The sequence below is a fragment of the Microcoleus sp. S13_C3 genome (assembly GCF_036700905.1).
Lineage (GTDB): Bacteria > Cyanobacteriota > Cyanobacteriia > Cyanobacteriales > Microcoleaceae > Microcoleus.
The window spans coordinates 26,724-40,081 of sequence record NZ_JAUBPT010000070.1 but is presented as its reverse complement, the minus strand read 5'-3'; the positions used below and the strand labels follow the sequence as shown (position 1 = coordinate 40,081).

The 13,358-nt window shown below is 44.1% G+C and carries 12 protein-coding genes; all 12 read right to left on the bottom strand.

From position 1 onward, the window contains the following. Nucleotides 1–530: 530 nt before the first annotated feature. A complete protein-coding gene (locus QUA16_RS19535) occupies nt 531–809 on the bottom strand; it encodes a hypothetical protein (RefSeq protein ID WP_333105364.1) in 279 nt (92 codons plus the stop codon). Further along, nucleotides 802–1,347 carry a hypothetical protein gene (locus QUA16_RS19530; protein ID WP_333105363.1) on the bottom strand — a complete coding sequence of 182 codons (546 nt, stop codon included), beginning with the start codon at nt 1,345–1,347 and terminating at the stop codon, nt 802–804. The genes QUA16_RS19535 and QUA16_RS19530 overlap by 8 nt, the downstream gene beginning before the upstream one ends. Continuing rightward, nucleotides 1,338–1,601 (bottom strand): hypothetical protein, encoded by a 264-nt coding sequence (locus QUA16_RS19525; protein ID WP_333105362.1) that lies wholly within the window; start codon nt 1,599–1,601, stop codon nt 1,338–1,340. The genes QUA16_RS19530 and QUA16_RS19525 overlap by 10 nt, the downstream gene beginning before the upstream one ends. Then, entirely contained in the window at nt 1,601–2,113 is a 513-nt protein-coding gene (locus QUA16_RS19520; RefSeq protein WP_333105361.1) for a hypothetical protein, read from the bottom strand. Before QUA16_RS19520 ends, QUA16_RS19525 begins: the two co-directional genes overlap by 1 nt. Beyond that, a complete protein-coding gene (locus QUA16_RS19515; RefSeq protein ID WP_333105359.1) occupies nt 2,110–2,718 on the bottom strand; it encodes a hypothetical protein in 609 nt (202 codons plus the stop codon). Before QUA16_RS19515 ends, QUA16_RS19520 begins: the two co-directional genes overlap by 4 nt. Continuing rightward, nucleotides 2,711–3,043, bottom strand: a complete 333-nt coding sequence (locus QUA16_RS19510; RefSeq protein WP_333105358.1) for a hypothetical protein — start codon at nt 3,041–3,043, stop codon at nt 2,711–2,713. The genes QUA16_RS19515 and QUA16_RS19510 overlap by 8 nt, the downstream gene beginning before the upstream one ends. Nucleotides 3,044–3,205: 162 nt before the next feature. Then, nucleotides 3,206–4,642: a hypothetical protein gene (locus tag QUA16_RS19505; RefSeq protein WP_333105356.1), complete on the bottom strand. Its 1,437-nt coding sequence runs from the start codon at nt 4,640–4,642 to the stop codon at nt 3,206–3,208. A gap of 518 nt (nt 4,643–5,160) precedes the next feature. Further along, complete coding sequence (locus tag QUA16_RS19500; RefSeq protein WP_333105354.1) at nt 5,161–6,936, bottom strand: ATP-binding protein; 1,776 nt, start codon at nt 6,934–6,936, stop codon at nt 5,161–5,163. 241 nt (nt 6,937–7,177) lie between these two features. Continuing rightward, the gene (locus QUA16_RS19495; protein WP_333105352.1) at nt 7,178–9,901 is read right to left on the bottom strand and encodes a DNA methyltransferase; all 2,724 of its coding nucleotides are present in this window, start codon (nt 9,899–9,901) and stop codon (nt 7,178–7,180) included. 132 nt (nt 9,902–10,033) lie between these two features. Further along, on the bottom strand, nt 10,034–11,302 hold the full coding sequence (locus tag QUA16_RS19490) for a transposase (RefSeq protein ID WP_333105351.1): 1,269 nt from the start codon (nt 11,300–11,302) through the stop codon (nt 10,034–10,036). Nucleotides 11,303–11,706: 404 nt separating this feature from the next. Next, complete coding sequence (locus tag QUA16_RS19485; RefSeq protein WP_333105350.1) at nt 11,707–11,970, bottom strand: zinc ribbon domain-containing protein; 264 nt, start codon at nt 11,968–11,970, stop codon at nt 11,707–11,709. Between the two features lie 163 nt (nt 11,971–12,133). Continuing rightward, a complete protein-coding gene (fmdA, locus tag QUA16_RS19480; protein ID WP_333105348.1) occupies nt 12,134–13,309 on the bottom strand; it encodes a formamidase in 1,176 nt (391 codons plus the stop codon). Nucleotides 13,310–13,358 lie beyond the last annotated feature (49 nt).

Genomic DNA, 13,358 nt, shown 5'->3' with positions numbered 1-13,358 from the left:
TCTGAATTATCCGGGTTTTTGGCTTTTTCGGTATTCTATTTTATCGTACTTCAACTTGAAGTGCGGAATGTGGGTTTGAGATATAGCTAAAATTTGGAACCTAGCTCTTGTTCACCAAAAAAAGCATGGTGAAAAAAGCCAGTTTCCCCGTACCAATGGGTTCTTCAGCTTAGGGTTTGTAAATTGGTGTGTTGCATCCTTGGTACGCGCAGCCCGCGTAGCTGCCAGTTTCCCGGACTCTGCTTAGATCCGCCCTCCCGCATGACTCTACTTTGGAAAGATTCCCGCAGAAATTTGCTTAAGGATATTTCAAAAACCCACTCAAGCCGAACATTTTGCGCCTACTCTTTCTGATTCCAAAGCTTTTTCTCGGTCTTAACGGCCGAGAGTCGCCTATAGATTAAGCTGCGTCGCCACAGCCTGGGACTCCACCAATTGCCTATTTGGTCTTAACAGATAACCTAGAGCACCCTTGTTTCTAGGGCCACCCTTGCGGGGCTAGGACTGTTTTACTTGTCTTGAATTTTACCTCAAGTTTGGTTCGATCGCCTCTTGTCACCCAGCACCGCGTCATAGGGCTTTGGCTGTGGTTCATTGGGATTGGGTGCAGTGGGTGTGGATGTTATTACAAGCGGTGTTCTTACGTTATTTAGGTAGTAGGCAAACTTATTTGCGTCACCCCGTTGAGCATGATATTTTTCCTTGCTATTCCACACGCAACCCTTAGTTCTTAAAAATGCCAAGGTGTTTGTAATTTCTGTTTTAGTTCCTATCACTCGGAAGCTTCCTAGTTGTAGTGATTCACTCATTGAGTTTCCCCTCGAACTGTTTCAAAATTGACTCTAATTTTACCTTGCCATCTCCAAATTTCCGCCCTCCCATTTTGAGTACATTCTCAATAATCCAAGTCACAGACTTACCCGCTTGCATTGACTTACAAACTTCCAAGTATATAAGGTAATCAGGAGAGTCGGAAACGGAAGCAGTTTCCTGTAAGTTGCCACTGTATATAGCTTCCAGCGCTTGACGGCTAGCTTCCACATCAACGCCAGGGGAAGTCAGGATAAGTTCAGCTTCCTGCTGTCTTTGTTGCTGTGAAACATAGACGCTGGTGCTGATTTCATCCTCTACATCCGCTTTAATCGCCCTCAGCTTCAATTCCTCAAGTTCTCCCTCGTCAGCTAATTGACGGGCGATATTTCCAGCGGTAACAGCACAAGCAATTGCAGCACACAAGCTGACACCTTGCACCGCTTTGTGAGTGTCTAGCGTTTTGTCTAGTGCTGCTAGTGGAACCAACCACAGCACGACAGAGGACGCACTCAATACAAACAGTCTTAGCTGCATAGAAACACCCCAAAACCAATCAGCAGCATCGCCAAATCGCAGATTAGAACTGCCTGTAAGTCAGCCACTGAAATCTTGAGCAATTTGCTCAGGGAGTAGTCAAGCAACCAACTTAAACCCCAAGCAATCGCAATTGCTGCTAACAAAAATAAAATGGCTTTCATTGCCATTGGATGCAGACTCGCTATCCATCCCAGAAGGGAGAAAGCGACGCATCCGGCAACGAAGTAATTTGCCAGATACATCGCTTTCATTAGCTGTTGCCCCCAGTCAACTTGGCTTTAATGGCGTCAATCCGAGTGCGGGCATCGCTGTCAGCTTTGTCAATACTTAGCCCCAAGCGCGCATATCCTGGTCGGAGTGCATGAAGCTTTTTGGCAAGTCCAGAGTTCGATCGAACTTTCTTGAGTTCCTGGTCAGCGACTACGCCCTCGTATTTTCTGTTTTCTTTATGCACCACAGCATCAGCCGCTTCAATTTTCCCCAGTGCTTTGTAGGCGCGTTTAGATTGTCGGGCCCCGTCGGTTTTTTCCTTGGCTAAATCCTTCACTGCATCCGCCTCATCCTTGGTGAAATACCTCGGAGCTGGTACAACTGGAACCGATCGAATAGACCCGAAGTTGCCGGGGTTGGTGGGGCTAATCGCACCCGCGTCGGTCTGCGCCAATACTTTAGATTTGTCGATCGCGTGGTTGCCCTCATTGCTAGCCGAAAGTTTGCCAGTGTCGGACTGACCGCCACCGAATAGTCTCAGTTGTAAGCTCATAATTTTGTCCCGATTTGAATGTTGATGCGAACTGGGGAGGGAAATAAATTCAAGGGATTGATTTGTCGCCACATGGACATTGCCAGCACAAAGACTCCTGCCGATGCGAGTACAAGTGCGATGAGTTGCCCAAAATCAACCCAGTCTAAAAAGGTGGAATTCTGGCGGGTAAATCCGCAGACAGGGAATGAACCGTCGTTAGTCCAGTCAAGGGTGTCTACACTGTCTACACAACCGTCTACACGAAGCAAGTCAGGTGTCGTGCCTACGGCAGTGTCTACAACGTCTACACTGTCTAGCGGTAGGTCTAGCACTGTGTCTAGTGGTTTTGTAAAGGTATACAGACAGTCGGACTGCTTGCGACTGCTTGCGACTGTTTCACCTGTGTCATGCGATTCAGGTGTTGTGCCTACACTGTCTAGCGGTAGGTCTAGCACTGTGTCTAGTGTCTCGCGGTTAACAAGGTACAGTTCAAGCAGTGCTTCCCACGTAGCAGTTTTTGAAAGCTTGCCAAACTGTCGAGCGTCTTCATTGGTAAAGCCACAATCAAAAGCGATCGCCTTGAGTTGGTCGATGCGACGGTAGCTGACAATGGGTTTAGTCATGCTTAAGCCCCCGCATCAATTCATGAGCTTCATCCAAAACATGGCTAAGTAAAACTAAACTTGCTGGCACGTATTCGTAATAAGCATCGAGAAGAAGAGAAGCCCGAAAACAATCGGTATCATCTAAAAGAGTGGCTTCAGTTAAGTAACTGTTGAGCGATTCAAGAAAAATTTCACGATGACGAGCGTTGGCAAGAATATCAGTGGATCGACAAACAAGCCCCAGCAAATGTTTAAAAACCTGACGGTCAATAACAATTTTGTCGGTTCCGTCAAACGTAAAGAGTTGCGATCGTCCGCAAGGACAATCGGCTGAAAGTGGCATAATTATTAAGCTCCAAACGTTGCGATAAAACGATTTGGGGAAGTCGTGACTTGGTTAGCGGGCTCAATCGCTAGTCAGTCGCGCATCAATCTTCCTTAGTTACTCACGATTGCAGACTTACAGTCCCTTGTCAACACAGGAACTGTAAAGTTTTGTTTCAAATTATTCGCTGAGCAACTCCATCACTTCGTGGGGTGTAATGCCGTAAATAGCGGCTAGTAATTTGATATTTTTTGCATCCCTACCCAATTGTTTAAGCACCCCAATTGCACTACCCAGAGGAATAGCTTCTTTTGTTGAATGAGTTAGCAAGTCAATTGTCGTTTTAGTATTGGCTCGTTTTTTATAAGTACCTTCATTCATCTGTGTTGAATGTCCCAGACTTTTAGCTCTCATTTCTTGAGACATTCCCGCCATTTGACCATTAAGATTTGCCAAATGCCGTAACGCATGAGACTGAGTAAAGCCTTTATTCCATCTTTTTAAAGCTCTCCTGGCGCGGTCGTTGTATATACCAACAATTACCTTGGGATTGTTTGAGTTTGAGTTAATTTCAGGCAATTTACCTGATCTAATTTCCAGACACTCTATCAAGTCATGATGAGTAGGCGGAAGCATGGGTACGCACAATCGGTAGCCTGTTTTGGTTGTAGTATCTAATAGTGTTTTATCACCAACTACAGCAATCATTTTTTTATTGTTTGGCTCAGTCAACGCAGGGATGATAACACCATCCTTTGTCTTAAATGGTTTGTCGATATTCTGAACGGCAAAGACCTCGTGAACTCGAAAGCCGTACACTACTTGCATCGAAAATACCCACAACCATCGTTTACGCGATTCCAAGTTATAGCGTTTGTCATCATCAGGGATACTCAATACATCATCGTGAAGCTTCAAGAATTCATTTACCGATAAGGTTTGAAGGTCTTCACGAAATTCTGTTTGCGTACCGTCAATCTCTTTAAGGCGAATGAGCAAATCGGTATTGCCAATAGCCTCAGCTAGCTTTCGCATAGCGCACAGGCAGTTTTTAAAACATTTAGTGCCTGGTTTTTTACTGTTAACTACTGACAGAATATCTATTGAATTTACAATCCTGTCCTTTGGTAATAGCTTAAAATAGTCACCATAGACACATCTCCAAGAATACTGCTGACTAATGCTATTTATGTCACGCTGCTGACGGCGTTTAGTGCGTCCATTCCAGTATAGTTCCTCTACTTTAGCGACAGCCTCGCCAAACGTTATCAAATCATTTTTGACAACGTTCTTTTCCAGGATTACATCATCGTACCAGCTTAAAAACTGAGTCTCATTAGAGAAAGATTGTAGTGCGCTAGCAACTAGATGAGTTTTTTTCAGAGCATCAGTAATACCTTGCATCGTTAGGTAGCAGCCACAGGTTTTATTGACCCGTTTGTCACCTAGTTTGAATTGGAGGGTAATGTAAGACCCCTTAGCCTTGCTATCCTTCTTTAGTCCTACCCCTTTGGGGCATTCTTTCTGTGCTTGCTTAAAGTAGTCGAGAATTCGCTCGTAGCCGATAAGGTAATCAGCGCTGGTGCTTACTGTGACGGAATTAGATTTTTCGCTCATTTTTCGCTCAATCCTCTAACAGTGTTGAGTTTGCTTGCTGTATTCAGCGTACAGCAAGCTGCTTAGTTTTCGCTCAAATCTAAAACAGGACTCTTGGTGTGAGTAAAAAGAAGAGCTAGAACGACACAAAATCGTAGATTTAAAGCAACGCGCTAGTTCAAGTCCCTCCGCCCCCATGAAATTCAATCCTTTGTGAGTTAATAAGCTGTTGCGGCATTTAACTTTATTTTTTTCGGGCGATGTTCAAAGCCCAGCCCACAAGAGTTTTCAGAAAGAGGATTCTTCAAATTAGATGCGCGCCAGCTTATATAGCAATCCTTGCAGGAGTCGTAAAGGTTTGACCCCACCCCAACCCTCCCCTTATCAAGGGGAGGGAGTAAGAACTTCACAAATGATTTAGGATGGCTATAGTAATTCTTGCAGGATTTGTGGGATGGGCTTCTAGCCCGTCCCAAATTTGTGGGATGGGCTTCTAGCCCGTCCCAAATTTGTGGAATGGGCTTCTAGCCCGTCCTATATTACGCAGCAACTGGCAAAGTAATCACAAATTCCGTGCCCTGTCCTATTTGAGAATTTACCTCAATTTTGCCTTGATGCTTGGCAAGGATTTGATAGGAAATAGCCAATCCCAATCCAGTACCTTTGCCGATCGACTTTGTAGTAAAAAATGGATCAAATATCTGTTGGGCAGAGGCTGCTGCAATTCCCGGCCCGTTATCCCGAATCTTGACGGTGACAGTATTGTCGGCCGTAATTTCCGTGCTAATCCAAATCGTTGGCGAATAGCCTTTGTCTTCCTTTTTCACCTCTTCCAGCGCATCTATTGCATTGCCGATCACGTTCATAAATACTTGATTGAGTTGGGCCAGATAGCACTCAACCGCAGGCAACTTGCCGTATTGTTTAATAACTTGAATACCTTGTTTGAGCCGATGATTGAGAATTACGAGGGTGCTATCAATTCCTTCGTGAATGTCGGCTGATTTCATTTTTCCGTCGTCGCATCGCGAAAAATTCCGCATGGATACGACAATTTCGCGAATGCGATCGGCTCCCATTTTCATCGAAGAGAGGGTTTTTGGTAAGTCTTCTCTGAGAAATTCGAGTTCAATGTCTTCGATGCGATCTAGAATGGCATCTGGTGGGTTGGGATAATATTCTTGATAGAGAGTTACCAAACCTGCCAAATCTTCGATGTATTGGTTGGCATAGTCAATGTTGCCCCCGATGAAGTTGACAGGATTGTTGATTTCGTGGGCTATCCCTGCAACCATTTGACCGAGAGATGACATTTTTTCGGTTTGAATTAATTGGGATTGAGTTTCTTTTAGTTCTTTTGTATACTCGCTAACTCGCTGAATTAATTGATTGAAAGAGACCGCTAAAACTCCGATTTCATCGTCGGTTGTGACTGGTACTTGCAGGTTAAAATTCGATTCGCGAGTGACTTGCTGAGCGACATTAGTAACGGTTTCGAGGGGTTGGGCGATCGCGCGGCTGGTTTTGTCCGCCAGTGCGACAGCGATGAGTGCTGAAATTAGCATACTTGCGAGAATAATTCGGTTTCGCAAATTTTCAGATTCTTCTAATGCTTGGGTTCCTTGCTGTTTGTGAATTTCTACTGTAGAAATTAGCTCCGTTAAACTTTGAGCAAGCTTATCTAGTACGATCGCCTCTTGGCCGCTGCTAGCCCTCAACATTTGTAGCTGTGCGGACTCGATGCTGTTGGGTGGCAAGTTCCCAACTTGGGCTTCTTTTAACTGCAATTTAATTAGCTGAGCGTAGTAATCAATGACGAGGGCAGATTTCTTCAATATAGCGTGCAATGCTGCCTCTTCTGTTGCTAGTCTATCGGGATTTTCTCGTGCGAAAGATTCAATTTCTGAAATCAAGATTTTCGCCTGATGAACTTGCCCGAAAAACCGATCTTGTTCGTATTTTAGCGCCAGATTGTTTCCCAAAACGGCTGGCAATCTCGCCGCGTGCGATCGGGCTTCAAATACGGTATTTTGCAAATTTTGCAGCAGTTGCTGCTGCTGCCCAGCAACATTCACCTGAACTAAAGCTTGCTTGCGAAAGTAGTCTCCCAATCGCAGTCCCGCACCAGTTCCAAAAATCGCTATGCCGATAGCTAAAGCATAGCCATAGCTAATTTTTTGACCGATCCGCAAATGGTTGCAGTCTGCTTTTAGCCCAGTTAGATTAATAGTTGAAGTTTGTAACAAATGTTTTTGAGCATAGTGCTTTTGCTCTACTTTGCTATTTTTGGACTGACTGTGGTTAAATAATAACATTGAAAGTTCCTCCCAAACAAATCAGGAGTAAATGAGCGAAGAAAAGCAGAATGCACTTATGCTGAAGGTCGAAAGCAGTTTTGAGTGTTTAATTTTGAATTTTGAAATCTTTAGCTCAAAACTCACCCCTCAATACTCAACGCTTCCCCTAGTATCTCTCTTTTTAGACTAGAGTGTTTGTGATCTCTATCAACAATTTATGTGATTATACGCAAATTTACAAAACTTAGGGTAACAGCGATTAGTATTTGTAGTCAGTTGGGACACAAGGCCCAACTACCGATTCTCCCCGTTTTTCTTTTTCGGCCAGTTCTAGGTTTAATTCCAGCACTTTTGCTAAAATATCGTCGCTGTCAGTCAATCCGTAAGCTGCATTACATTCGCGATCGAGCTTAGCGTGGAGTTTATCAAGTTGACTTGTTGGTTCTTCAAAAAAATTATTGTAAAGTTGAGTAATTCCCCACTGTTTAGCTGACATTTGTTGAGTGCGGTAGTGATGCAATTCGACGGCCGTTGCCCGAATTTGCTCTACTGATTGACGAGTCGGTGTCTGGGGAAATGGGAAAGTTTCAAAGCAGGTATTGTGGGTGTATGCGATATCTGCTTTGAGAGTTGATTTTTGAGCGTGCATCCAAATTCGGTGAATTTTAGATGAGAGAATGCCGAGAATATAAAAATCATCAGAGGCAACAACTACTGATTTGTCTCCCGGCAGCCAACTAACAGGAGCGGGAATGAAGACAGCGCATTTTGAGACTCTGGGTACGGTGAAGTAGTCAGATAAAGGGGCTATCGCCTTTCTCATTCCTTGATTAGTACGCTTAAATCTCCACCACTTTTCTCGCAGAATAGCTTCGCGGTTTTGCTCGCGTTCAGGTTTAACATGACTCCTAATATGCTCTAATGGTAGTTCGTAATTGCTAGCTTCTTCAATACTCATATCATTAAAATCAATAATCCAGCGTTCCGGCGTACAATTAGGATTTTTTGCGAGATTAGCCCCCATTGAAAAAAGTTTAAGAACCTCTTGATTTTTCGCATCAGCTTTAATCCAATCATTAACCTGTTGTTGAGTAACGATAAATCCCATTCCCACTGGAATTATACCTTGAAAGCATTTGTTTGAGTTCGCTGACAACCGGGCAGATTGAGAAACATCAATCGTAGCTTGCAGCGAAGAGTTAATACTTGAAACCACGAGATTATCTAAATAGTAAACTTTCGGCTTTTCCTTGCTCCAGTTAATCAAACTAACATGAACCTTAGCTTCCCCCGACCAAGGCTGAGTAGAAACGGCTGCATAAATGTGACCGCCATTTTGCGCGACATAATCTAAAGCAGCAGCACGACTTTTACCTTGACTAATTGAATTAGTAGCAACTAAACCAGCCCGGCCATTTAGTTCTAAATTATTGTGAGCTATGCGAAACCAATAAGCACAAAAATCCACCGAATCTTTCACATCAGGAAAGCGTTTAAACACGCGGTCAATATATTCATCTCCCAGGGCAATCCTCATGTGCTTTCCGCCTAAAAACGGAGGATTGCCGATAATCGCGTCAGCCTTCACCCAATCAGTAAATAAAGCATCAGCACAGACAATATTTTTATCCAAAGTATCTAAAGGCAGAGAAGGTTCTTTCAATCCCAAATTATCGATCGCCACCTTGCGGCCAATCATCAACGTCACCCGCGCCAACTCCACCGCAAAAGAGTTAATATCCATGCCGTAAAATTGCTGCGGCGTCACTAAATTCATATAACCTCTTGTACCGTCGAACTCGTTTAGCTTATCTAAAAGTAACTTTTCAACTTGCTTGAGTTCCTGATAAGCTACATACAGAAAATTACCGGAACCACAAGCCGGATCTAGAACGCGATAGCGACCTAATTCTTGGTGCAAATTTTGCAGTTTGGCTACGGTATTTGCAGCGTCAATTCGCTCTTCCCAGTAATAGCTAATTGTGGGCAGAACAATGCGGCGAATGTCTCCCTCAGTAGTAAAGTGAATCCCGTAAGCGCGGCGCTGTTTTTTATCGGTTTTCAAAGCCGATTCAAAGATATTGCCAAAAATAGAAGGGCGTACCTGACTCCAGTTTTGTTCGGCACAAACTTCTAATATTTTCAACTCTCCCTGTTGCAGTTCAATGGGGTGTATTTCCGAAAATAATCCGCCGTTGAAATACTCGACTCCTTCATAACGTCCTTCCGGCGTGACTCCCTGCTGATTCATTGCTTGAAATAAGCCGCCCAAGACATCGTAAGAACTTGCTCCTTCTAGGCAATCTTTGACGCAGCGAGTAAAGAGTGCCGGCGGCAAAAGTCCCCTATCTTCGGCAAACATTGCTAAGACGCACTGCAACACAAATCGCTGGGCTTGAAACTGATTAAATTTAGCAAATTTGCGCTCTTGGCCGCGCTCGATTAGCATTTCCAGCAGCATCCCCATTCTGCTAGCAGCTTTTTCGGTAATCTCGACTTGGTTGTTTTTGAATATGGGGCGGCGGCTGGTAGATTCCATGAAGGCAAAAGCGGGCGATCGCGCGGGCAATTGCTTTAGGGATATAATGTCTACAGGCTGATCCGGCTGAAGGTCGAAATCGTAAATGTGAAACTCGTCAAAATTGCACATCATCACGTAGCGCGGGCGATCGTCTTTTTTGAGGCGAATATAATAGCGTTCTGTTTGGGTGCGGTGTTCTCTTTTAGTCAAATCTTCACCGCGCTTTTTCATTTCAATCAAAACGTGCTTTTTCCACACCAAATCAGCAAATCCCATTTGACCTTTTTTGCTACTTTTCTCTATGCGTTCCTCATAGGTTGCCCCTGCTTCTAATGCCCCATCGTGGCCGAAAGCCTGAAAGAAGCGGTCTAAAAATACTTGTGCTTGTCCTTTTTCATCGCCTGTAATGTGTTGCTGGCAGTAGCTAACGAATTTCTGGAGGCTTTCAGGGGTGGCTGGCATGGGAGGATAATTTAAAACGCATATTAATTAGTATAATCTGGTTAGAAGTTACGCAGCGATCGCTTAAAATTTCGATACTCCCTAGCCTTTTTTAAAGAGAGTAGAATTGATTCATAGCTGGCAAAAGTATAGTCATTTATAGACATGGGAGGCTTTAAGTCCCTCCCCCTTCACTTTTACTTTGAGCGGATTGACCCGCATTGGCTGAACTACGCAGCTCTCTATCCCATAGCGGAACGCATTTGGGATTGCTTTTCTGAGGATGTTGTACGAACCGTTGACATCAGAATTAATTAACTGACCAGTCGATGTTTTGTACAAACCCCGCTTAATCCGCTTACCAGTAAACACAGGCTCTTTTTCTGTTTTTCCATAAACAGGAATTGGGTCTAAACCTAAAAAACTGGATCGGGATGTGTAGGATTCTTCCTGCACAATTACTGTGATTCCCGCCAACCGAGCTTTGTACTCCAACATTTCAATTAATCGAGAGTGAGGAATACTAACAAAGTTTTGATTGGTTTGCTTCCCTAACTCGATTTCAGTTTTCCACTGCGCGTTCTTGCCAATTACTAGCGTCCCAATCTGCTTGGTGAGCAAAAGGTTAATAATTAGACGGCTAGCATGATGCAAGTAATTATCAACTTTCTGATTGCGACAGCGAGCTAATCGCTGCATCCTGGGTGAGGTTTGACGATGCCCTTTTAACTGGGATTGTAATCGGGATTTGCGTTTGTTATAGAACTGGTTAATCGATTTTAATGGTCGCCCGTTAATCAACAAAGGGATAAATCCCGGCTGATTTGAAGTTAACGCCACTAAATTATCCAGTCCCAAATCAATACTAGCTATAGAAGTAGCGTTGTTGACGGTGGGCTCCGGCTCATCATAAATCACCTCAATTACATAGGAATCACATTTCGGAACCAGTCTAACTTGACAAATCTGGTTGGGATTTAGTTGGGTTTTAATTGAAAGTTCAGTGCCGGAAAGCTTGATAATTCCTTTCTTCAACTGTTTGCTGCTAATCGCTTGAATCGTGTAAACGAGAAGGTTTCGCCCTTTAACTTTATCTTTGTACTTCGGCATTTTTGGGCGAGCCGTGAATTTTGAAGAATCAACTTTGTAAGCTTTAACGGCTTCAAAAAACGATTTCCAATTTTTGTCTAACACCATCAAAATTTGCTGGCTTACTTTAGCAGGCAAATCCTTGTATGCTTCATGAGACTTCATCAATCGGTTCATTTCGTTGTAGTTGACATAACCCCATCCATAAATAAAGCTCTGACGAATGACGTAATTGGCGGCATTGTAGAGGTTTTTGGACTTGAAAGCTAGTTCGTCAATTTGGGCGAAACGGTGTGACGTTGATTTAATGATGTGCCTCTGTGTTAGTTGCATTTGAGACTTGCGTTCTTCAGGCTGTGCGTATTCCTTATTCAACACTTACAACATAATACCATTATTGTTTATAATTGCTTATAAACTCAATGAAGTTTTACAATACTTCCTTTGCCCGCCAGGCCCGCCAGGGACTGAAGTCCCTGTCTAATAGCAAAAGTCGGTTGAAACCGACTGAAATACAGGACTTACGCACAGCAAGCAAATACTAACTTTACAGTCCTCATAGCGAGGACTTTCGCTTTGAGGCAGGGAATTCATTCCCTGCCGGACTATCGGACTGTCGGAATAAGTAGTAGGACACAATTAATTACACAAAAATTTGGGCTACAAGCCTTGTCTAGTAAAGAATCAGCAAAAAATCAGTGTGTAATTAATTCTGTCCAATTACTTATCAAACTGCATCAGTGACCGATCATCCAAGGCCGTCCCCCTCGGTGTTCGCGATTCCGCTGCGGTTTAGGTTCCTCAGAACGCTTAACTACCTCCGGTTCCCGATTTTCTTGACCTTTCAACCGCAGCTTTCCAGTTAGAATCATCGGCGGCGAAAAGATGCGTTTAGCAACAGTTTCGCAATTCGGGCAAAGCACCAATGTATCTGCTTCTGCAAGAGGGCGCCACTTATCAAAAATGCCGCAAGTTTCACACTTAAAATCGTAAAGAGGCATATCAATTTTTGATTGTAGATTTGGGATGCAAGGACTAGGCGGCGGGCCGCGCCCGCCCTACTAATTTAGGACTTACGCAAGAAAGAAATTTTTCCACTATTTGTGGGGGTAAGGTGCGCTTCGGCGCACCCTACAAAAGCGAATCTGTGCGTAAATCCTGTAATTAAGATGGCAGAATATCCATCTCGAAAATTTCTGTCGGTAAAGCAATAGTGCAGCAAGCATTGGGAATATCCACAATGCCGCTGATGCGACCCTCAACCGGAGCACAACTTAACAGTAAATACGCTTGTTCTCCGGTAAAACCAAACTTTTTCAAATATTCGATCGCATTCAAACAAGCTCGGCGATAAGCAACGTGGGCATCCATATAATACTGCTGACCCGTAAATTCATCAACAGAAATCCCTTCAAAAACGAGGTACTCAGAATAGCGGGGTTCCACCGGCCCGGGTTTGAAAATCGGGTTGACCATCGCGTATTTATCCATGCCACCTTTGATAATATCAACGTGGAGGTCGATGTACCCCGACATTTCAATTGCCCCGCAGAATGAAATCTCCCCGTCTCCTTGAGAGAAGTGAATATCTCCCATCGAAAGTTTCGCGCCTTCGACATAAACCGGGAAATAAATTCTCGAACCCCGCGACAGGTTTTTAATATCGCAATTGCCGCCGTGTTCGCGGGGAGGAACTGTGCGCGCCGCTTCTGCCGCAACTCGCTCGAATTCGGCCCCTTGCAGCGACCCCAAAACAGCATTTTTTGGGTTCGGCAGTGCTGCTAAAGGCGGCACTCGATCGGGATTTGTTGCTACTAATTCCGCTTCCCGTTTGTTCCATTTATTCAACAATTCCTGAGAAGGAGCGCAGCCGATTAAACCCGGATGAGTAATCCCAGCAAACCTGACTTTTGGTATGTGTCGGGAAGCGGTATAAATTCCCTGAAAATCCCAAATTGCTTTAGCAGCAGTCGGAAAATGTTCGGTCAAGAAACCGCCGCCGTTTTCTTTAGCAAAAATTCCCGTAAAACCCCATTCGTCCCCTTGCAAAGCCCCGATATCCAGGATATCGACTACTAAAATATCTCCTGGCTGCGCGCCGTTAACGTAAATTGGCCCGCTCAAAACGTGAACTACTGTTAAGTCTACATCGCGAATGTCGTCGGGATTGTCGTCATTTTTAATTTGTCCGTCTGTCCAGTCTTTGCACTCGATGCGAAATACATCGCCGGGATTGACGGAAACTACTGCTGGAATATCTGGATGCCAGCGATTGTGACCGACTAATTCCTGTTCAGACATCGGTTTGGTCAAGTCAACTTTGAAGAGAACTTGAGGCATATTCTGCACTCCTCTAGTTACTGATTTTTACATGGTACGCGCATCTTCG